The sequence below is a fragment of the Zunongwangia pacifica genome (assembly GCF_023499215.1).
GTDB classification, from domain to species: domain Bacteria; phylum Bacteroidota; class Bacteroidia; order Flavobacteriales; family Flavobacteriaceae; genus Zunongwangia; species Zunongwangia pacifica.
In genome coordinates this window covers 63,571-85,954 of record NZ_JAKHSK010000020.1, presented here as the reverse complement: position 1 = coordinate 85,954, position 22,384 = coordinate 63,571, and the positions used below count along the sequence as shown (strand labels likewise).

Below are 22,384 nucleotides of genomic sequence, written 5' to 3'. Positions count from 1 at the left end.
ATATAATTCAGATTCCATTCGGTCTTGCTCTGTCATTTTTGGAGCAATAAACTTTATAAAAAAATAAGCTATTATTATAAGTAATAGAACTAGTGTAAAAATTATAAACCTGACTTTCATTCATATTATTAGTTAAAGTTAAAATTTGGGATTTGGGAGTTTCCAATCAAATATTGAAAGAGGGTTTTTCCAAAACTGAGAAGAATGAACAGCATAACCAGCTCCCAAATATCCTTCAATAATACTAAATCTAATTCCCCAGCCTCCAGAACCTCTCCCTCCTAAAACAGCCCAATCATCTCCAATAGCTCCATAGATTCCAACACCTGCTCCAAAAATAGCTAAATTAGCATCCACACCAAATGACAAAAAATAATAACCTCCTCCGAAGAGTAAGGGATCATAGTTAGGGGTGTTTTTAAAATTATAAGCTACAAAAAAAGTTTTACCAGCTTATACTGCTTCTACAATCCCTCCGGTAACACCCCTTGCTTCTGAACCATAAAAGTATGCCTTTCTAAAAAATGTTCCGCATTGACGTTTCCGTTGATTATTTGATTGGCAAGAGTTCTTTATCTACTTATGACGAAGAGGTCTTAAGACGTATCAATGAAATTGAGCATCTAGCCAATGAGAATAAACAGCATATCTTACCTTATTGATAATCTTGTAAAAGCTGCTAAATTGAAGGCTATTTGACTTTACAAATCATTCTGGTTTAGACTACTGTCGGTTAGTCTATTTTTTGATAGTAATAGTTGCTGGAATTATCCACAACAATAGCAAAAGATAAGTTTTTGAACTCTACAGGAAATGAGGCGTTAATCAGTCCTTCTTCATTTACTAAATAGGTATCATCGTATGGTATATCCCTGTCTATAAAAAACTTTGTGAAATCTATCCTTGACTTTTCTGTATAACTCCACTTTCCAGAATTTACATAAATCAGCTTACCTTTTGAATTATATATACTTCGAGTATATTTTCCATTCTCGGATAAATTCAAAGTGTCGATGCTGTTAGAATGATTTTTAATAACGTATGTGCCACAAAGTTGGCTACCATCGGATATACAGCCTATAAGGGATAGAAATAAAAAGAAAATACTACCAATCCGAATCAAATCTTGTATCATAAATATAATGGTTATGTTTTAATTGCTCTTTAGTTAGTAGAAAAATGTAGGTTTGGTTTGTTGTGCTTTTTGGTCCGCCAACGCCATTAACCCTTGGAATATTAACCTCTGAGCCGTCAAAAATATTCCAAGTCCAAGAACTAATTGTCTTGGAATCGTGTAACAAAACTAGCCTATGGTCTCCCAAATTATATATGCTGGTATTGGCTTTGCCTATGAAATGTTCAGTGTCATAATATGAGGTTCGAAAAGGCCCGAAAACGCCAAAACTGCCAGTGAACAAAGTATTTTCCTCATCATTTTTATAAAACTTATCCGTTGCTCGATATACTTGATAAGTCATCGCTACATCTTCGTTTATTGGATGAGATGAACCATACATTATACTGTTCTCGGGTCCATTGCCTTGTTTCCATTCTCTAAATAAATGTTTGAAGTTAGTGTCACTGTTTCTTTGCACATACCCCCTAATTATGGATTCCCCACCCGTTATTAAAGTAGAAGCCCCGGTTTCCCTTACGACTATCCTTGTATCTCCATTAGATTGGTGGAAAAAATCAACTTCATCTCCACCAAGGTTAGAAATTTTATTTCCATTCGCATCATATTCATCAAATCCTCCATCAGGGTCAACCCTGCTAATAGGATTATTCCCCATTCCTAGATATGGAGAACTATATTGACCAGCTGGATCTGTAGTTAACCATCGCCCAATTCTAGCATCCCAAAGCCTTAGCTCAAAGGCTTCCATCCCTGTTTCAGCATCCTTTTCCTGGCCCTGGTATTTATACCGGTATTCAGATTGGTTCGCATCATTATTCCTACCCGGCATAGGCATCCCAAAAACTTATTAACCAGTTGGACGAGGAAGATAAAAAAAACCATCCTTAAAATCATTGAAAAGATGCTTACCAACAAAAAATTTAAGGGCTTTTTTGATAAAAATTTAGCTTCGCTATAAAACTAATTTCTTTCAGACTTATTCAAAGAGTCTTTTATTTTCAAAATGGATTTTGTTTTAAAATCTAACCTCATAGAATCCGCATAGTTTATCATAAACTTATTTAGAGATAAAAGCCTTTTAGAATACTTAAACTTGTTATCATCTATAAAAAACCTCTTTTTATAAAGAGTTTCTTTTTTCTGCTTATTGGTAGCTTTTATGTCTAATACAATACTCTCACTAGACATAGGTTTAAATTCTTTCTCTTCCTCTATGTTTGCTTTATGCATTATTTCGCAAATAATATAATAAAAATCTGAACTGTAACTATTTAAAACTAAATCCTGATTCCTATCTCCTAAAACAGTCCGTTTATCATTTATACTATCATATTTATAAACATACTTATATGGCTCATTTTCATATTTAAAAATTGTTCTTTCTTTTTCACTTAAAATTTTCACTCCAAAAAAATCGCTAAATGTAGGCATCAATAAGTATATATCGTATTTAACGCTTGTATCGCACACATTTTCTTTTATTTGACGTTGTGTCTTAACCACAAAAGAAGCAGTAGCATTCCCCTTTATTTTCTCTTGACAAGAAAAAAAAGACATTAAAACAAGAAAAAATATTAAATGCTTCATTAATTACCACCTATGATTACTTCGTCTAACATAATTGGAGCGCTATAATCATGCCATTTTAAATATTCTTTCAGATAAATACCTCGTAATAGCCCATCACTTTCCATACCGTGGAACTTGTGTAATGCATTCACAATATACCTTTTAAATTCTCCAGTAGTTCCTGCCCAACGAGGCGACTTAACTTGGTTTTGGTAAGCTAATCTATGTGAACCAAAAAGACTACCTTGTTTTTTCATCAAGTGTGAGTACCATTCGTGGTCAATTACTGCACTCCATAGATTTTCAACTGTAGTCATACCATTACTATAACCTTTATCTCTGTTTATATATTTAGTGCCTCTTGACCAAGAATACGCTCCATTTCCTTCATTTGCAGTACCTGTTCTTACTCTAAACTCAAAACTTGACATTGTAAAAGTCTCGTCAAAGATATTTTGCCCCTCTAATCTTGAGAAAATATGCCTCTCTATCTTATCCATAATGGAGTTGCTTAAGGAAGCATTATCATAGAAAGTTCCTCCATTGAAATCTACTAAACCACCAGCAGTCATTTCAGAAAAATCTAAATCACAATCATAAATTATCGGTTGACCTGTAAACCCTTCTACTGTATTTCCTCTATATACTCCATCAGAACCATAAACAGGGTTTTTCTCCGCATAACCACCATCAGAATCTCGTAAAATAACAGGATTATTCCCCATTCCTAGATATGGAGAACTATATTGACCAGCTGGATCTGTAGTTAACCAACGCCCAATCCTTGCATCCCATAATCGAAGTTCAAAGGCTTCCATCCCTGTTTCAGCATCCTTTTCCTGCCCCTGGTACTTATACCGGTATTCAGATTGGTTCCCATCATTATCCCTACCCGGCATAGGCATCCCAAAAGGATAATAAGTTTAAGATTATAAAAAGTCATCAGCATATTTCTACCTGGTATGTAGATGTTTCTATATCGTCTATCTTTAATTTTGATAAAAATTTTTCTTCTACTAATAAAAATAACTCTTTACCTAAATCAGAAAATTCTTTCTCCTCTAATGTAGGATGTGTTTTTATAAAATTCGCTAACTTCCACAAAGAAAATTTTATGCTTTTTCCATTTAACGGCGCAATATCATATTCACAAATAATTCCATTATTTTCAATTCTACAACCAGCCCCATGGAAACTATATTTGTAATCTCTTACCTTTCCTGATTTGGGAAAATCTTTTCCTGATCTTTCCCATATATTTCCTGAAATCTCAAACTTAGAATTTAGTTTCCCTTCAAATTTTTTAATGAATTCTATATATGTACTAAGTTCCTTATTCATATTTCTATTTCATTCTTCTGGAGTTTTTGGCGGAGGTTGGATCATTATAATTCCATTTTCAGCTTTGTCCCCATATATCTGATTCAGATCTTTATTGCCTTTTCTGATTATGCTGATCTCTGCAAAATTTTTTTCATCCGATTTAATCGAATCAGGATCAATAATAGTCTGTTAATCTAAAACAATTATCAGATCCTCAGTTACTTTATCTTCCCATAAAATTAAGCAGAATTTTTCAATTTTCGATTGCGAAAGAAATCTGAATCTGAGTTGAGAAACAGATGTACAAAAGTTTAGAAAAAGTAAATTACCTCAGGGAAAGGCCATAAGGCATTTAACCTCTAATGTCGAGTAAACTAACCTATTAATCTTCGAAATTAATCGTTATTGGTTTTAATCACTACTTTCCCGCCAGATTTGAAAAGCTCAAATGGAATAAAATACCCCTCTAAACTTTCTGAATTCACATTAATTTCCTTCAGGTTTCTTCCTTTACCTTTATGAACAAAATTTAGTTTGCTTCCGTTAGGCATTGTCCAGATTACCTCATCAAAAACCGGTACAGTCACCAAAAATTCGGCATCGGCCGGAGATAATGGATACACTCCGCTGGCCGCAAAAACGTACCAGGAAGACATTTCCCCGGCATCGTCCATTCCAGATAATGCATTCCCGCTTTCTTCGATACCAAAATAATTTTGCATCAAATTATCTAAAATCGCCTGTGATTTTTCAGGTTTATCAATAAAATAATAGGCAAAAGGTGTTTCGTGATCGGGCTGATTTCCCTGACTGTATAGCCCCATAAAACCAGATACATTCCTGGCAATATGTTTAGGATTCCACGGAGTGGTAAAAAGTGAATCCAGTTTTTCCTCAAATTTTTCCCTTCCGTAGAGATTAACCAGACCCGGCATATCATGAGGAACATAAAATGATAACTGCCATGAATTAGCCTCGCGATACATATACTCGTAATAAGGATATGCTGCATCAAAAGGGCTTACCCAACTGCCGTCTTCTAATTTTCCCCTCATAAAATGGGTATTGTTATCAAACACATTTTGATAATTTTTAGATCGCTTCATCAGGTCTTCGTAATGAACTGAATCGCCAAGTGCTTTTGCCAGTAGTGCTAAAGAATAATCGTCATGTGCATATTCTAAGGTTTTGGAAACTCCTGCTTTTGCTTTACTTTCTACATGCGGATTGTCGATTTTTGGAGTAGCGATGTATCCTTTTTCGATATATTCTGAAATATAAGGCCGTGTTCCTCCCTCTTTATAAGCGTTATTCAGTAATAACTCGTAAGCTTTCTCCACATCAAAATCCTGAATTCCCATGTGATACGCTGCAGAAATAAATGAAGCGGCATGATCTCCATGAAAAAACGTAGGTATAAATCCGCTATTTTCCCCTCTATCGATTACCGAGCTTATTACATCTTTAGCAACATCGGGCTGAAGCATGTTTAGCAATACCAACTTATTACGATAGGTATCCCAAAAAGATGGCAGGGTGTAATATAGAAAATTGGCTTTTTTGATCTTACCTTCTACATCGCTAAACTCACCATTAAGATCGCTTCGCAACGCAGGCCATAGGAAGGCACGATACAAAGAAGAATAAAATATTTCTTTTTGCTTCTGGGTACCACCTTTTACCTGTATAGCCCCAAGTAAAGATTCCCAGGTTTCAATTGCCTGATCGTGAACCTCATCGAAACTTCGATTCGCGATCTCTTTTTCAAGATTGTTTTTAGCATTTTCTACACTCACGTAAGAAATACCAACTTTTAAGATTACTTCCTCAGTTTTGCTATTTTCGAGTTCAATTTTTGCATATCCTTCTGGCTCTCCCTGGTTTTCGATCGTTATATTCTTAATATCATGACTCAGTTTTGCAAAAAAATGAACCTTGTCTCCGCCTACCCGTTGATATCCTGAAATTTCGTTTCGGTTGCTAGTGTTAATGTCCCAATCTGAAACGCCGTTATTAGCTTTACCGAGTTTAAAAACAATACTTCGATCTTTATTGTTGCTAAACGTATATTCATGAATAGCACCACGTAAAGTGGAAGTCAGTCTTACATTTATTCCGTAGTCCTCTAAAAATACCTGATAAAATCCTGGCGAGGCCTCTTCATTAGCATGAGAAAACTTCGATTTAAACGGAAATTTTGCTTCCGTAGAAACGGGTAAAATAGGCAAATTACAAAGATTCCAATGTCCTTTATTGGTATGGGTAAACCCATAAATCTCGTTATCCTCGTACTCATAACCGGCACCACTCCCAAATTCTGTAATTGGGCTAATTTGTACCATTGCATTGGGTAGAGACGAACCAGGATAGGTTAAGCCTGCCCAAACACGCCAACCTTCTGGCGGAGTATATCCAATTATAGTCGTATCGGTTAGGGGTGCCGTGCCCAAAAAAGGATTTACATAACTGGTAAGATTTGCTTTTTCTTCAGTTTTTCCTGTTCTGGATTTACAGCCAAAAACAAAACTTAACGCGATAATCAAAAACGCATATTTTAAATTTGATAGAATAGTAGACTTAAAATAGATCATTCCATATATTTTTAGTTTCACAGCCAGACAAAAATACCTATGATATACTCACTGGTCATCAAAGTTTTGACCTTTTTAATCTCAGTATTCAAGAAAAAATCAATCTCTTTTTTGTGGAATATTAGTTTTAATCGATACCGTTTATTCGATATATTCTTCTAATAAAATTCCCCTAAAAAATTTTTAGGGGAATTTTAAACTTTATTCATTTAAAATTTAAATGTTCTTAATTTTCCTGATATCCCGCATTTTGAGTTAGATTAGGGTTACGTTGTAATTCATTCAAAGAAATAGGGAATACCAAATCTGTTTCCTTAAAAGTCGCTCCTGCTGCATTTTGCGCACCAATTAGATCAACATAAGTGACCTCTCCTAGTGTATTTTTAGAAATTTGAGGAAATTTCATGGTACGTACACAATCGTCCCAAATTTTAAACTCTAAAGGAAATTCACGAAGCCTTTCTGTCCAGCATTCCTTAATAAAAGCATCCTGAGACATGCCTAACAGACTGGTCTGAATTTCAGTAACAGACATTCCTGTAGTATTTGCCCTTGCTTTAATCTGTGCTAAATAATTTGCAGCTTCGGTAGTAACACCTTCGGTTTGGGCAATAGACTCGGCATAATCTAGATAGGCCTCAGACAGACGATAAAAATTCCAGTCTTTAGTGGCTATTCCGGTATTTAATATGGCATCTTCATCAAAGTAATACCAGCATCCTGCCTGTCCTTCAGGAGCTGTCCATGTTTTTCCGTTATTAGGATTGGTATAGCTCCAATGAAAAAACTGTTCTTCCTTGATCCTAAGATCATCCTCGTCGTACACATTTAAAAACTGATTTATGGGTCCATATACCCTTTCAAAAATTGAATAGGTATTGAATACGCCTGTAGCCGAAGAAGTAAACGCATAGGTTGGCCACCAGCTCCCATCGCTTATCGAAGCATCATACTCCTGGCTATAGATTACTTCATCTAAATCGTCTACAGCGCGTAATTGGTTATAGGCGCTATTGGCTTCCAAATCTTCATTACTGGCTAGACTATGGGGTGAATTTACCACCATAGCCGCATAGGTTTTAGCATTGGCATAATCTCCAGAATGGAAATAAACATCGGTTAAAACCATCGCTGCTACATATTTGGAAATACGGTGTCCATTTGCAGCAAATGTTTTTGCCGGCAATACATCGATAGCATCTTTAAGATCGCTTTCTATCTGCGCATACACCTGAGTTTTTGCTGTTCTTTCAGGATATAATTCATCTAAAACAGTTGGCTCGGTTAACAATGGTACATCCCCAAAAAATTTCACCATGAAAAAATAATTAAAGGCCCTAAAAAACTTCGCTTCTGCTACTAACTGATTTGCAGTACTTTGGTTCATATCAATTTCAGGAATGCTTGCAATGGCTGTATTGGCTACATTTATAGCTTCATAGCAATTGTCCCAAACATCATCTGAGGTACCTGAAATTTCATTGGTATGCTCTTGTCTTGTTAATAATCGTGAATATTTACATACTACCTCCTGACCTTCATAACTATTGGAAAAATATCCCGTTAGCATTCCTGTTATAGAAACTTTAGGACCTATGTAAGCACTAGACGCGTAAGATATTCTACGAGGCGCACCATTTCTATATAAAAAATTAATGTTAGCCATCGCCTGTGCTTCCGTTTTATAAAAATCGACATCGGTAATCGACGATTTTGGACTTTCTTCTAAAAAATCATCACAGGAAGTTAAACTAACCAGCCCTATCAATGATACTATATATAAAATCTTTTTCATTGTTTCTTCGTTTAAATTAATTAAAAGGTCACATTTATTCCCAATGTCCATGTTCTTGCTCTTGGATAGGAGAAGAAGGTCATGTTCTGCCCAAATTTATTAGAGTCTCCCTGAGAGGTAGATTCTGGATCGTACCCATTAAACTCTTTTGATGTCACTAAAAAAGCATTGTTAACATTGGCATACACCCTAAATTTTGCTAAACCAATAGCATCTGCAGATTTATCTGAGAACGTATAGCCTAGCTGAATTAAATTACCACGTAAATAAGAACCGTCGGCGATCCAACCAGAATCTACTGTAGTATTTTGACCAGCGTGTCCTGAATTTGATAAATAAATAGCCTGTTGCATTGTGTTTGGATTGGTACCATCGTAGGCATCATAAAGAATATTGGATAATCCATTAGTGATCCCAAACCTATCATAAGTAGAATGATAAAATTGTTGCAAAGTTTCTACGCCCCAAACAAATTGAAGATCTACGGTTAAATCGAAATTTTTATAATTGAAGGTATTAATAAAACTACCGGTCCAATCTGGCATTCCTTTTCCTATAATTTCTTTCTCGTTGGTACGTTTTGCACGCCCTACCTGATCGTAATCTATAAGTCCGTCTTCATAATCTTGCTCGGTATATACCCCTAATCTTCTATATCCATAAAAACTACTTAGGTTTTCGCCTACTCTCAATATACTTTCAGAGCCTCCTACCCAATAATTCATTTCGATATCCTCATCATTATCTCCTAAATGCAGAATTTCATTTTTATTGTAATTCATATTAATTGTTGAATTCCAAGTAAAATCCTGAGTATCTACAGGGTAAGCATTCAACATAATATCCAATCCCTGATTTTGTACCGAACCGATATTCTTATAGATAGAACTAAAACCTGAAGAGGTGGGTAACGGAGTATTAAGTAATAAATCTGTGGTCTTTTTATGATAATACGAAATATCCAAATTCAACGCATTACTAAATAATCCCAAATCGAAACCAATATCAAATTGCGATGTTTTTTCCCATTTTAAATCGGGATTAGCAATAGAACTCACATAAGCATAAGGCTCTCTAGAACCGTTTAGTAATAACGTACCTGAATCTACCGAAGCTAAAGATTGATAAGGATCGATCTCTGAATTACCGGTAAGCCCGTAACTAGTATGAAGTTTTAAATTACTAATTAGGTCACTATCTTTTAAAAAGTCCTCCTGAGAAATATTCCAGGCTAAACCGGCCGATGGAAAGAAAGCATATTTGTTATTTTTACCAAATTTTGAAGATCCATCGTAACGACCTGTTAAGGTAGTAGAGTATTTATCGTTATAAGTGTAAGAAAAACGTAAGAAATAAGAGTTCATCGCCCAGCGGTTATAATTAGACTGAGGAGCATCTGGAATTGTTCCTGCTCCTAAATTATTCCACTCAAAAAAATCATCACTAAACCCTTCGGTATAAGAACTATCATAATTATAAGTACGTTCCTGCCAGGAAAGCCCTGCCATGGCATTAATTCGATGTTTATCTATAGTTTTATTATAGGTTAAATAAGTTTCCTCCTGCCAATAGAAAGTATTGGTATGAGAAATCGCTGCCCAACCATTAGGTTTGGATAAATTATTAAGTAAAACCGAAGAATATCCTTTATAGGTTTTATTGTGATTATCTACACCATACTGAGTTTTTAAATCTAGTCCATCTGCTAAATGAAAAGTAAGCGCCGCATTCCCAAAGATCTGCGTGTTATAATTCATTCGTTTTTGCAAATCCAGGATCATTACAGGATTAGACATCCCTTCGAAACCAAAGGTATCAGACATGGAACTGCTTGCTGAAGTGGTATAATTACCTTCTGCATCCTTAACTGGTAACCACGGAAGCATTTCAATCATTGTCCTACGTGCATCCTGGCCTCCACCGGTTTCTGGAGTATAGCGGCCCCAGGTATGGTTTACCATTAAATTCATAGAGGTAGATAACCAACTTAATGGATCTGCATCGTAAGATATTTTTGCATTTACACGCTTACTAAAGGTATTGTTCACTACTCCTTTTTGATCGGTATAGTTTAAGAAACCACCTGTAGACGATTTTTCACCACCTTGCTGAATACTAAACTGGTGATTTTGTGAAAGGGCATCCCGGGTAGCTTCCCGTTGCCAATCGGTATCGTATAATGGATTTCCGTTCTCATCAAAATAATTACGATCTGTAAACCAATCGGCACGATCTAAAGACCAGTCATATCCCATATATTTATTTTCATTAGCCAAACCTTCCATAAAAGCATCAGTCCACTCCTGCGCATTTAAAGGATCCATATATCTGGCTACAGAACTTACACTTACAGAACCTTGATAGTTTACGATTAGTCCTTCCCCTTTTTTACCGCGCTTTGTGGTTACTAAAATAACACCATTGGCTCCCCTGGCTCCGTAAATAGCTGTAGCCGAGGCATCCTTAAGAACTTCCATCCTTTCGATATCATTTGGGTTCACCAGTCCGAAGTTTTCCATAACCACACCATCTACGACATATAGGGGACTCGAAGAAGAGTTTATAGTAGAGAGCCCACGGATAACTACCCGACTTTGATAAGCACCAGGCTGACTGGAATTAGAATAAATATTTACCCCCGAAACTTTACCACGCAAGTTATCTAGCGCACTAAAATTTTGATTTTTGGTAAGTTCAACACCTTTGGCCACAGAAATCGATCCGGTAACATCTGACTTTCGCATGGTTCCATATCCCACAACGACCACTTCATTTAAAGACTGGCTATCTTCTTGCATGGTAATTGAAAGATTGGTATTGTCCCCAACTGTTTTTTCTATTGTTTGCATTCCTACAAAAGAAAAAACCAAAATAGCCTGTTTAGAATCTACCTGAATGGTAAAATTCCCATCAAAATCAGTACTGGCGCCATTAGAAGTTCCTTTTTCAAAAACAGACACACCAGGAAGTGGAACCCCATCACTATCTACAACTTGTCCTTTAACAGTAATGGTCTCCTGATTTAACGAAAACGTTTTAGTTTCAGCATACAAAGAAATATTACTTAGGAACAATAAAAGAGCGATAAAAAAATGTAATCCTACATTTTTTAAAATTTTCGATTGATAAAAACGTTTTAGCACATTAAACATTTTTACGCAGCGTACTTGTTGCTTCATATAAATATTGTTTTGGAAAAATTAGATACTCAAAGTAACTAAAACGTTTTTTCTTTACCAATTTTTTTGTAAGTTTTGTTAATATTTTCTTATTCCTATAAGAAAATTCCCTCTTGTTATTTTCAAAAAAAAATTTTGAAGAACTTATTTTACTAAAAATTTAAATTTTATAGCCAGGTTTCAATATTACGGGAACTGATTTGGCGTATTCAATTTTTACTGAAATTTAAAACGACAAAATTTTTAAAAACAACAATAGCTATCATAGCTAAACAAAAAACAGCGTTTAGCTATGATAAAAGTTCAGTAATATATACACACTTAAGAAAGTAAGTCTGGACTTTCTTGGTAGGTTTTCCAAATGAACTCGCCAAAAAGTGTATTTGCCCAGGCAAACCATGATCTGGAAAAATTAGTTGGATCGTCTTTATGAAAAGTTTCATGCATAAAACCAGTACCGCCATGTGTAGCTTTTAGCATTTTGATGCATTCTTTAATTTCTGCATTACTGATACTTGTTAAACCTCTCATGGTAATCGACATTGGCCAAATCATATCCATCCCAACATGTGGTCCTCCAACACCGTCAGCAGCAGTACCTCTAAAGAAAAATGGATTATCTGTGGACCAGATAAATTCTCTGGTATTTTGATAGATCTCATCATCTACAGGCATGGCATCTAAATAAGGTAGTGACAATAAACTTGGTACATTAGCATCGTCCATTATTAAATGGTTTCCAAAGCCGTCAATTTCAAAAGCATAGATTTTACCATATTTAGGATGTTCTACGATAGCATGTTTTTTTAATGCACTGTCTACTTCTTTTGCAAGACTTAGTAATGCTGAAGCCGTTTGGCTGTCATCGGCTAATGCTGTCATCATTTCAGCTGCTTGTTTTAAGCTTACTACCGCAAAAAAGTTAGAAGGAATTAAAAATGAAAACACCGTGGCATCATCTGAAGGTCTAAAAGCCGAGCAAATTAAACCTACAGGATTTACGGGATATCCGTAACCATGTAAAGCCCTTGTATCGGTTGCTTTGGCCGTTTCTCTTTGAAAGTGATACGACCCCCGATCGTTCTTTTTCTGCTGATCTTTAAAAACTTTTAAAATAGCTTTTATGGCCTTTTGCCAGTTTTCATCAAAAGGCGCAGTATCTCCGGTTGTTTTCCAGTAATTATACCCTAATCGAATTGGGTAACACAATGAATCTATTTCCCATTTGCGTTCATGTACGCCAGGTTTCATATCAGTCAAATCCGTAGTCCACTCCCCTTTTTTATTAGGATCATCATAAAACGCATTGGCATAAGGATCTTTAAGGATATATTGAGTCTGGCGGTTGATCACACCCGCAATTAAATGCTGAAGATCTTTATCTTCATCGGCAAACGCCATGTAAGGCCAAACCTGTGCAGAACTATCCCGTAACCACATGGCATCAATATCTCCTGTAATCACATAAGTATCTGGTCTTCCGTTTTTTGTTGTATAAGTCACCGTTGTATCCAATGTATTTGGAAAACAGTTATTAAACAACCAGGCCAGTTCTTCGTCCTTTACCTTTTTGCCAAATTCTTTTATCGCTTTTTCTATCGCTTTACTTTCAAAATTTCGTTCCCCTTTTGGTCTTCTAACCACAGGATATTTTTCCAGGCTAGAGGCTAATGAAACTTTTGGATTGATCATGGCTAGCGACCCAAATAATGCCGAGTTTTGGATAAATCTTCTTCTTTGCATAGTTTATATTAACTTATTTGCGGTGATTTACTGTATTCTGCCCAAAGTGCATCTAAAGACTTACCGGTATACTGATTCCATAAATCTTCAGAATAGGTTTTATTCCGCATATTTTTATCTAATCTCTTAACGATTTTTTTATCGTATTTTTTAGTTAGCCAGTACAAGAATCTTGCGGTAATTCTATAGCTATTTTTATACGAATGTTCTGGTTTATATGCTGTAAGGCTCCATCCTGCCCCTTTATTGTTAACTCCGTATTTAAACCTTACATAATCGGCTATCCCTTCAGTTAACCATCCGGGGCCACTATTTGGCGGATACGACTGTACAATGTGCATTACTTCGTGCGTAATCACATCGATATCGCCAGGCTTTTTCGCCAACCAGTCTGAACTAATGGTGATACGACCATTATGGGCATAAGCCACACCATCATATTCGGTGTCAATTTTCACTCTAATAGTATCCATAGAGTCTGGATTAAAATCCTTAACTAATTTTGGATATACTTTAAAAAAAGTTTTTATCAGTCCGGTTTTAGTATCCTGATTTAAATTAGGGTCATGATTGGTGAAAATTAATACTTTTCCTTTTTTTTCGAAAGTTTCTTGTTGCTGAGAATATGCCAATGTGTTTATTAATAAGCAGGCAGCTATGATAATTTTTTCCATTTTGATTATTGATTAGGGTTTACCGTATAGTCTTGCTGAAAGCGAAAAGATTGATCACCTCAACTCTATCTTTACATTGTGGGATTGAATTTATTTTCTTGAAATTCAGATCTGTTTTATCATTGAATGAATCGCCTAACACTGCCAATTTGCTAAAATTGTAATAATTTCAATGAAAAATAATAAAGTTAAATCCTTTTAGCAAATTAATTTAAAAAAAGCCCATCTTTTCGGAAAATGAGCCTTTTGGAAATTACCTGTTTAGTAATCAGGTCTATTGATGTTAGGGATTAAATTTTAAGATTAGTCTTCTGGGAATTCAAATATTCCCCATTCAGCCATCTGAAATAACGAGCTACCATTGTTACTGGTTATATCCAGTTTATAATAGGTATAAGCAGTATTGTTATCGAAATAGAACTCTCTGGTCATAAATCTTTCATTGAAAAATTCATTCGTTCTTTCGTCCAAAACCTCCCAATTCTCCCCATCATTAGATCCTGAAATTTGCCAATCTCTTGGGTCTCTACTCGCTGCATCGTTTGCTGAAGTAAATCGGTAAATATTAATTACCCTTGGCGTTTCAAATTCTAAAGTTAAAAAGAATGGATTTAGGTAAGGCGCAAGATATTTTGTAGAGGTATCACCATCTACAAGTTTTGGAGATCCTTCTCCTGCTGCCGGTCCACCATTGTTTTCTCTATAAACACTTAATGTAGCCTGATTGGTAACATCGATAGGTGCTGAAGAAATTACCTGAAGACGTACTGAAGCGGTTAAGGCATCTGAATCCTGAGAAGTAATTCTTAGTAAGGTTTCTCCAGACCCGGTAGCCGTTAGAGATACCGATTGATCATCATTGGTAATCACATCTGCTACGCTTGGATCATCTACTTCCCAGGTGTACTCACGCGCGGGGAAAATATCTGGAACAAAACGAGCGGTTACATCTAAAGTTTCTCCAGATATCAATAAAATAATATCCTGATCGATCGTTACACCTGTTTCTGTAAGTGGTGGAAAATCCCTTCTGCCGTCACAAGCTCCTAGTAAAAATAGGCCAAGAGCAAATAACAAAGGTTTTATATTTAAATTTCTCATTATTTTCATCATATTCAAATTAATATCCTGGGTTTTGTTCTAGGTTAGGGTTACTTTGCACCTGTCGGTAAGGGATAGGATATATTTCGGTATGATCGTCACTATCTGGAGTTTTATCCCACCAAGAACCTGTATTAAATTTATTGAATCTAATTAGGTCTGTTCTTCTTTTACCTTCAAAGATAAATTCTCTCCCTCTTTCGGCTAATAACTCATCTAAAGTTAAAGTAGCAGTGGTATACCTTTCAGCTGGCCAGTCTTCCTCAGAAAAATACCTGCTTTTACTTTCATTAATAAGCGCTACAGCCTCAGAAGTTGCAGCACCACCGTTTTGTCTCATTAAAGCTTCAGCCTTATTGAAGTACATTTCGGTTAAACGATAGATCACGAAATCATTTTCAAGATAATTTTCATCATCCTGGGTACCTGAACGATATTTGTTAAAACGGGCACCACTATTCTCCTCACCATCTGTCATACTTCCTTCACCGGTTTGACCTTCCGAATTTCTACGGATGTTGTTTACATATACAAATGGTTTCCCGGTATATTCTTCAGATCCCAGAATTGGATCTGTCGTTTCGTATCGATATTGAGGTCCAAATAAAAACCACTCTTGTTTACGAATATCATTATCCTGATAAGCATCGAATGCACTGGGAATAACAACTAATGCGTTGTTTCCTGAATAGTTCACATCTAATGCTGCGGTCATATTACTGAAGCCCATAAATAATCCTGCCCAATTATACCCAAAACCATTATCGGGGCTATAAGGAAACTGAAAGATATTTTCAGGAGCATCATCATTGGTATTATTAAACGGTCCTAATGGATCCTGATCTAACATGATGGTTCCTGCCAACGCACCACCATCTCCATCTATAACACGCTCTGCATACGCCGCGGCTTCTGTCCATCTTGCCTCGCCAGACCATACTTCTGCATTTAAGTAAAGTTCAGAAAGCATAGCATAGCCTGCTGCACGAGAAACCCGCCCCAGCATTTGCGGCGATAATAGGGATAGATTCTCTACATTTTCTAATAATTCCTGCTCTACAAAAGCAAAAACCTCTTCTCTACTTTGAGTTTCTGGGTTTTCTGGAATACCTACCTGAGTTACGATTGGCACATTCCCCCAAAGATCCATGATCTTCATGTAGTGATAAGCTCTTAAAACTCGGGATTCAGCCACAATAGCTGCTAATTCTTCTTCAGTAACTTCAGCACTTGCAGGGTCTACAGCTTCGATAGCTTCAATAGCATTATTAATATAACCTACACCTGTCCACATTAAGGACCAGGCAGCCTGTAACCTTACTTCCTGAGGAGTCCAGGTATGATAATGTTGTCTAATATGATCTCCACTATCATAACCATGCCTACCTTTTTGAGGCCAGGCCAGTTGATCTGCCGATAATTCATTATGATAAAAATACCCTCGCTCACCAGAGTAAGAAAGCCAGGCCTGCATATGTGTATATGGCCTTAAAACTGCCTGAGTAAGTTCTAACTCGCTACCATAGAAATTATCTGTAGTTAAATCTGAATATATGGTTTCATCTAGATCGGTACAACTAAACATACCTAATGCGAGAGAAAAACATATAATTATCTTTTTATAATTATTTATTTTCATTTTCATATCATTTTAGAAATTAACATTTACCCCAACAGAAACAGTGGTCGTTCTTGGGTAAAAATCCCTATAATCCATTCCAGGATATAACCCGGTATCTTGAACTTCTGGATCTCTTTCACCACCATTAGCATAACCTGTAATTACCGCTAGGTTTCTAGCACTGGCGTATACTCTTAATCTTGAAAATGCTGCTGACTCTGGGAGCTTAAAATTATAACCTAAGGTTACGTTATCTAACTTTACAAAATCTCCGGACTCCAAATAATAATCTGAATACTGAGGAGCTTCCTGAATATTACTAAATTCACCTAATGCCGATTCTAATACGTTACCTGGTAATAAAGTGGGATTACCATAGAAAAGATCTACTGTATTAAGAATATCAAAATCGAATTTACCTCTAAAGAATACCGTTAGATCAAAGTTTTTATATCTGAAGGTGTTGGTTAGAGAGGCATAATATTTTGGCATACCATTACCAATAACGGCTTTATCCTCTTCAGTCATTTCACTGGTTCTACCTATTGTCCCGTCAGCTTTATGAAATAGCCATTGACCACTTGTTGTAAATCCTGCGAATCTTTTTCCGTAGAAATCACCTATGGGTCCTCCTTCCGTATTTCTAATAGCATCTCCTAAGTTACCCGGGTTCCCTATACTACCTCCAAAAATTTCAGAAGCAATAAATTGATCATTAGAAAGGGTTTCCAGTTCATTTTTCTGATAGTTCGCAGCGACATCCACATTCCATTTAAAATCACCAGAATTAATTACCGCTCCACTTAAAGCGACTTCTATACCACTATTCTTAATAGTTCCCACATTTGTAAAAATTTGAGTTTGTACATACGGAGGTTGTGGTACTGTATAATTCAATAAAAGATCTTCTGTAGTTCTGTCATACACATCGATAGCTCCAGTAATTCTATTTGATAAAATACCGAAGTCTAAACCAAAGTTCCATTCTTTTTTACGTTCCCATCGTAAATCTGGGTTAGGGTTCCTATTTGGCCCATAAGTTTGATAATAAGTTGGAGTTTCAGCACCATCAAGAAAAATTGGATAAGTACCGCCTGTACCTAAAGTAATTAAAGAGCGATAATTAGGGATTCCCTGGTTACCGGTAATACCATAGCCTACTCTTAATTTAAGATTCGAAATGATATCAACATCTTCCATAAAAGCTTCGTCTGAAATTAACCATCCCCCAGAGATCGCAGGGAAATTCCCCCATTTATTATTCGCCCCAAACTTAGAGCTCCCTTCACGCCTTATAGAAGCGGTTAAGAAATAACGATCTAAGTAGGAATAATTAATTCTAGAAAAAAATGCTATTAGAGTATTATCTTCTTTAAAACTTCCCATTTCTGGTCGTGGAAGATCGGTATCTGTAATAGCATTACCAGCACCAAAATTCCAATCTAAGAAACCATCAGTGGTAAAACCACTGTTATTCATTGCGTATCTTTCTTCTGTTCGATATTGATAACTGTATCCTCCTAATAAATCGAATGTATGATCCCCTATTTCTTGTTCAAAAGTAATAGTAGGCTCAAAAGTTTTTGTATAATCTACATGATTATCTCTATGAGCCCAGGCAGTACCTTTATACGCACTACCACTGTTGTATTGCGCCCAATCTGTTGTTGCACGATACTCCCTATCATTCCAGGTATTTCTCTGATAGGATCCAAATGCTGAAATATTTAATCCTTTAATGATTTCATAAGATATTTTTGCATCTCCTGAAAAAGTGGATTGCCTTCTTAAATTAAAGCGGTTAGCATATTCAGAAAATGGGTTATAGCCATTTTGAGGCTGATAAAAACCATATTCACCTTCATTATAAAGATCTGTTCCCTCTTCTACAGAGTAAGGCGCATAAATTGGAGCCGTTGGATTCCAATCGGATATAATACCAAATTGCCCACCACCCTGAAGGTTTGCATTGTTAAAGTTTGTGGCGACACTAGATTGAAAGTTTAATCGCTCATCGAAAGCAGACTGGTTAAAATTAATTCTAAAACCATACTCTTCTCGATCGTTCTCTAATGCAATTCCATCTAACTTTTGGTAATATAAAGAAGCGCGATAATTACTATTCTCTCCTCCACCAGAAGCTACAAAATTATGATACTGACTTAAATTGGTATCATCGACCAGTTCGTCATAAATATCTGTTGTATACCCTAAATCATAATTTTCTGAAATTAGCCCATTTGCAATCGCTTGTCTATATTGACCTGCTGATAAAAACTGTGGCTTGGTTCTTACATAATCACGAGATACATAAGAAGAGTACTCAAATTGAGAAACTCCTTTTTTCCCTTTCTTGGTAGTAATCAAAATAACCCCATTGTTACCACGGGTACCATAAATCGCTGATGCGGCACCATCTTTTAAAACATCAAAAGATTCAATGTCATTTTGCTGAATAAGATCCAGGTTTCCTCCCGGAATACCATCGATAACAATTAGAGGCTCGGTATTCCCACTAATTGATGTTACCCCTCTTAACTGAATAGATGCGCTACTATTAGGATTATTACCACCGGCTCTTGTCACCGAAAGACCTGCAATCTTACCTTGTACCAGGTCTAATGGAGAAGAAACAACTCCCTGATTAAAATCTTCTTCAGATACTTTTGCTACAGCGGTAGTAACAGATCTTCTTGATTGCGTACCATATCCAACAACTACAACTTCATCCAATGCCTGCTGATCATTTTCTAAGGTTACATTAATGGTAGTGTTACCATTAAAGGTTCTTTTAACGGTTGTCATACCTACAAAAGAGAATACTAAAACCGAATCATCTTCTGGTACATCGATGGAGTAATTTCCATCAAAATCTGTTTGTGTACCAATACCTGTCCCCTCTACCCTAACGGTCACCCCGGGCAAAGGAATTCCTTCGCTATCCACAACATTTCCTTCTACAGTTGTCTGTGCAATGGCTTTGGAACTAAAAGCCGAGAAAAGAACAACAAAAAGGAGCAATTGTAAAGATTTTAAAACAAAGGATAATTTGCTAAACCGGTTTAAGTTAATCGATTTAGCATTGCATAGTTTTTGTTTTTTCATTAATGCTAATTTTTAGTTATAATTCACACTTTATTATAATGCGAATATAAATAAATCGATTTAGCTAAAAAATAAAAATGTTATTTTATACCAAAATAATTATCAAATAAATATTAATTATGGATCAAAACCTAGGATTTACCTAGTCTCAGGTAGTTTTATTGGAAAATGATGAATTTCGCTTTATTAATGTCGCAGGAAGTATTTTTTGGTTTCTATAAGGCTTTTCGGGAGTGCTTTTTAACATTTTGAGTACCGTATTCATCAATTCTTTTCCTATTTCTTCCAATGGTTGAGAAACGGCAGTAATTGGTGGAAAATAAATTTTAAAAAGATCATTATCGTCAAAAGTGATGATTCCCAATTCATTGATTCTTTCCGGGAAAGACTCTCTTATGACTTCTAAACCTAGTTGGGTAAGATAGTTGGTAGCAAAAAAAATCGCATCTAGTTGATTATTAGATAAGTAATCAACTATCATCTCTTTTATCTTATCCGTATTCTTTTCGTAAAAATGGACTTCTAAAACAAATTCTGGTAAACCATTTTCTTTCATGGCATCACGATAACCTCTTTGCCTTGCTTCCATTTGTGTCTGATTAGATACAATGGTTATAAATCCGATTCTTTTATAGGTATTATTAATAAGATGCTGACTAGCGTTATGAACGGCTTCAGAATTATCGATAATCACATAATTTGTATCGATTTCAGGAAAATAACGGTCGAATAACACAACCGGGATGTCATCTAAAACCAATTCTGATATATCATCCTGAATACCTGGGGAAGGCACTATAATATAACCATCTACCTGTCTTTCCCTAAACAGGTTAATTAATTCCCTAGAACGTTCATCTTTATTTTCATTACTACAAAACAACACTTTGTATCCTTTATCGTATGCGATATCTTCTATTATCCTTGCCAGTTTAGAAAAGAAATAGTTCGAGATATCTTCTACCATCACCACAATAATCTTACTTCTCCCCGTCCTTAAACTCTGCGCTAACTGATTAGGTTTATAATTGATGGATTTTGCATATTCCAATACTTTTTTGGTAACTTCTTCAGAGATTCTTTTTTCTCTTGCCTTGCCGTTTAATACAAAAGATACCGTAGTTACCGAGACATTTAGAGCCGCCGCAATATCCTTTATAGAATGCCTTTTATTTTTCATGTTAGTGTTAGTTAGTTAGTTAGTTTATTTAGTTAATTAGTTGGTTGTTATGGCCTAGCTTTTGTGTTTTGGTAAAGAACTGCTTCTATATTGAATATCACAATCAAGTTCTATTTTTTTTATGATATTTTCTTCATCTTTACTCTTCAGGTTTTCTAATACTATTTGCATTAATTGCTCACCAATCTTTTGCAGAGGCTGTGATATCGCAGAAATTGAAGGATTAAATAATTTAAATAAAATATCATCATCAAAAGAGAAGAAACCTTTTGTTTGCAGATAATCCGGATATTCCTCCTGTAGTAGCTCTAAAGCACTCACAGCAAGGTAATTTGTCGCAAAAAATATCGCATCAAAATCATCAGATTTTTTTACCTTATCTCGAAACAATTGTTTTCGTTTTTCCCGATCCTTCTCGGCAAAGGATATTTCAAGAATATCTGGCGTTAAACCATACTCTTCAATCGCATTAGTATATCCTAAACGCCTGTCCAGCATCTGAGTTTGTCGCATATCTGTAGTTACAAAAAGAATTTTCCTGAACCCATTTTGTATTAAGTTATTCACTGCCGTATAAGTGGCTTGCTTATTCGCAGCAACAACGTGACTTGCATTTAATTCCGGAAAATAACGGTCGAATAACACGACTGGAATTCCGTCATTAATCAACGCTTTTACGTCCTTTTCTATCCCGGGAGATGGGACTATAATATAACCATCTACCTGCCTGTTTCTAAAAAGGTTAATTAATTCCCTAGATTTCTTATCTTCATTATCGTTACTACAAAATAATACCCGATACCCTTTTTTATAGGCAATATCTTCAATAATTCTGGCTAATCGAGAATAAATATCCTCTACCATTACTACCAAAATTTTACTTCGGCCTGTTCTTAAACTTTGCGCTAATTGATTAGGACGGTAATTGATTTTAGTAGTAAATTCTAAAACCTTATTAGTTAATTCTTCTGAAATTCTTTTCTCTTTTGCTTTTCCGTTTAAGATGAAGGAAACAGTTGTTGAAGAAACACCAAATTCATTGGCTATATCTTTTAAAGAATAACGCTTTTTTTTCATTTAAAAATTTCAATATTTTTTCACCCTGCCAGTGATCATAAGAACATTAAGTCTCTTTTTAAGAATACATTCTTAAGACATTACACCAACTCTACTTTGCCAAATTAAAGAGAAAAAGCAATAACTATTCTCCATCAATAAAACTCATTGCCAAAAAAACTAAAATTTAATCAGTTTATCTTACGAAATAGATAAAATATGATTGTTTTTACAAATAATCGGCATTTTATTTATCATCTATGGCACAAAGCAATATAGGCATTTTACATCATTTTATTTAATCCATCC

The 22,384-nt window shown here is 35.6% G+C and carries 16 protein-coding genes; all 16 read right to left on the bottom strand.

Annotated features, from left to right (window positions below; translation table 11 throughout):
• Nucleotides 1–138: 138 nt before the first annotated feature.
• Entirely contained in the window at nt 139–357 is a 219-nt protein-coding gene (locus L1967_RS14135) for a hypothetical protein (RefSeq protein ID WP_249602153.1), read from the bottom strand.
• Nucleotides 358–733: 376 nt separating this feature from the next.
• Nucleotides 734–1,006 (bottom strand): hypothetical protein, encoded by a 273-nt coding sequence (locus L1967_RS14130; protein WP_249602152.1) that lies wholly within the window; start codon nt 1,004–1,006, stop codon nt 734–736.
• 100 nt (nt 1,007–1,106) lie between these two features.
• Nucleotides 1,107–1,973 (bottom strand): RHS repeat-associated core domain-containing protein, encoded by an 867-nt coding sequence (locus L1967_RS14125; protein ID WP_249602151.1) that lies wholly within the window; start codon nt 1,971–1,973, stop codon nt 1,107–1,109.
• A 125-nt stretch (nt 1,974–2,098) separates the two neighbouring features.
• Nucleotides 2,099–2,725, bottom strand: coding sequence for a hypothetical protein (locus tag L1967_RS14120; protein WP_249602150.1), 627 nt, complete (start codon nt 2,723–2,725; stop codon nt 2,099–2,101).
• The gene (locus tag L1967_RS14115) at nt 2,725–3,606 is read right to left on the bottom strand and encodes an RHS repeat-associated core domain-containing protein (RefSeq protein WP_249602154.1); all 882 of its coding nucleotides are present in this window, start codon (nt 3,604–3,606) and stop codon (nt 2,725–2,727) included. Before L1967_RS14115 ends, L1967_RS14120 begins: the two co-directional genes overlap by 1 nt.
• Nucleotides 3,607–3,649: 43 nt before the next feature.
• A complete protein-coding gene (locus L1967_RS14110; RefSeq protein WP_249602149.1) occupies nt 3,650–4,048 on the bottom strand; it encodes a DUF6896 domain-containing protein in 399 nt (132 codons plus the stop codon).
• A gap of 377 nt (nt 4,049–4,425) precedes the next feature.
• On the bottom strand, nt 4,426–6,621 hold the full coding sequence (locus tag L1967_RS14105) for a GH92 family glycosyl hydrolase (RefSeq protein ID WP_249602148.1): 2,196 nt from the start codon (nt 6,619–6,621) through the stop codon (nt 4,426–4,428).
• 226 nt (nt 6,622–6,847) lie between these two features.
• On the bottom strand, nt 6,848–8,416 hold the full coding sequence (locus tag L1967_RS14100; RefSeq protein WP_249602147.1) for a RagB/SusD family nutrient uptake outer membrane protein: 1,569 nt from the start codon (nt 8,414–8,416) through the stop codon (nt 6,848–6,850).
• A gap of 20 nt (nt 8,417–8,436) precedes the next feature.
• The gene (locus L1967_RS14095) at nt 8,437–11,595 is read right to left on the bottom strand and encodes a SusC/RagA family TonB-linked outer membrane protein (protein ID WP_249602146.1); all 3,159 of its coding nucleotides are present in this window, start codon (nt 11,593–11,595) and stop codon (nt 8,437–8,439) included.
• Nucleotides 11,596–11,916: 321 nt separating this feature from the next.
• Nucleotides 11,917–13,338: a glycoside hydrolase family 125 protein gene (locus tag L1967_RS14090; RefSeq protein WP_249602145.1), complete on the bottom strand. Its 1,422-nt coding sequence runs from the start codon at nt 13,336–13,338 to the stop codon at nt 11,917–11,919.
• A gap of 8 nt (nt 13,339–13,346) precedes the next feature.
• On the bottom strand, nt 13,347–14,012 hold the full coding sequence (locus tag L1967_RS14085; RefSeq protein WP_249602144.1) for a basic secretory family protein: 666 nt from the start codon (nt 14,010–14,012) through the stop codon (nt 13,347–13,349).
• A gap of 303 nt (nt 14,013–14,315) precedes the next feature.
• Nucleotides 14,316–15,113, bottom strand: a complete 798-nt coding sequence (locus L1967_RS14080; RefSeq protein ID WP_249602143.1) for a discoidin domain-containing protein — start codon at nt 15,111–15,113, stop codon at nt 14,316–14,318.
• Between the two features lie 19 nt (nt 15,114–15,132).
• Nucleotides 15,133–16,752 carry a RagB/SusD family nutrient uptake outer membrane protein gene (locus L1967_RS14075; protein WP_249602142.1) on the bottom strand — a complete coding sequence of 540 codons (1,620 nt, stop codon included), beginning with the start codon at nt 16,750–16,752 and terminating at the stop codon, nt 15,133–15,135.
• Nucleotides 16,753–16,764: 12 nt separating this feature from the next.
• A complete protein-coding gene (locus tag L1967_RS14070) occupies nt 16,765–19,839 on the bottom strand; it encodes a SusC/RagA family TonB-linked outer membrane protein (RefSeq protein ID WP_249602141.1) in 3,075 nt (1,024 codons plus the stop codon).
• Between the two features lie 148 nt (nt 19,840–19,987).
• Nucleotides 19,988–21,019 carry a LacI family DNA-binding transcriptional regulator gene (locus tag L1967_RS14065; RefSeq protein WP_249602140.1) on the bottom strand — a complete coding sequence of 344 codons (1,032 nt, stop codon included), beginning with the start codon at nt 21,017–21,019 and terminating at the stop codon, nt 19,988–19,990.
• Nucleotides 21,020–21,073: 54 nt separating this feature from the next.
• Entirely contained in the window at nt 21,074–22,096 is a 1,023-nt protein-coding gene (locus L1967_RS14060) for a LacI family DNA-binding transcriptional regulator (RefSeq protein ID WP_249602139.1), read from the bottom strand.
• Nucleotides 22,097–22,384: the final 288 nt, after the last annotated feature.

Coding starts and splice junctions, on each gene's coding strand:
- L1967_RS14125 (WP_249602151.1), bottom strand. CDS start 1,973: ATGCCTATGCCGGGTAGGAATAATGATGCGAACCAATCTGAATACCGG.
- L1967_RS14120 (WP_249602150.1), bottom strand. CDS start 2,725: ATGAAGCATTTAATATTTTTTCTTGTTTTAATGTCTTTTTTTTCTTGT.
- L1967_RS14115 (WP_249602154.1), bottom strand. CDS start 3,606: ATGCCGGGTAGGGATAATGATGGGAACCAATCTGAATACCGGTATAAG.
- L1967_RS14110 (WP_249602149.1), bottom strand. CDS start 4,048: ATGAATAAGGAACTTAGTACATATATAGAATTCATTAAAAAATTTGAA.
- L1967_RS14105 (WP_249602148.1), bottom strand. CDS start 6,621: ATGATCTATTTTAAGTCTACTATTCTATCAAATTTAAAATATGCGTTT.
- L1967_RS14100 (WP_249602147.1), bottom strand. CDS start 8,416: ATGAAAAAGATTTTATATATAGTATCATTGATAGGGCTGGTTAGTTTA.
- L1967_RS14095 (WP_249602146.1), bottom strand. CDS start 11,595: ATGAAGCAACAAGTACGCTGCGTAAAAATGTTTAATGTGCTAAAACGT.
- L1967_RS14090 (WP_249602145.1), bottom strand. CDS start 13,338: ATGCAAAGAAGAAGATTTATCCAAAACTCGGCATTATTTGGGTCGCTA.
- L1967_RS14085 (WP_249602144.1), bottom strand. CDS start 14,012: ATGGAAAAAATTATCATAGCTGCCTGCTTATTAATAAACACATTGGCA.
- L1967_RS14080 (WP_249602143.1), bottom strand. CDS start 15,113: ATGAGAAATTTAAATATAAAACCTTTGTTATTTGCTCTTGGCCTATTT.
- L1967_RS14075 (WP_249602142.1), bottom strand. CDS start 16,752: ATGAAAATAAATAATTATAAAAAGATAATTATATGTTTTTCTCTCGCA.
- L1967_RS14070 (WP_249602141.1), bottom strand. CDS start 19,839: ATGAAAAAACAAAAACTATGCAATGCTAAATCGATTAACTTAAACCGG.
- L1967_RS14065 (WP_249602140.1), bottom strand. CDS start 21,019: ATGAAAAATAAAAGGCATTCTATAAAGGATATTGCGGCGGCTCTAAAT.
- L1967_RS14060 (WP_249602139.1), bottom strand. CDS start 22,096: ATGAAAAAAAAGCGTTATTCTTTAAAAGATATAGCCAATGAATTTGGT.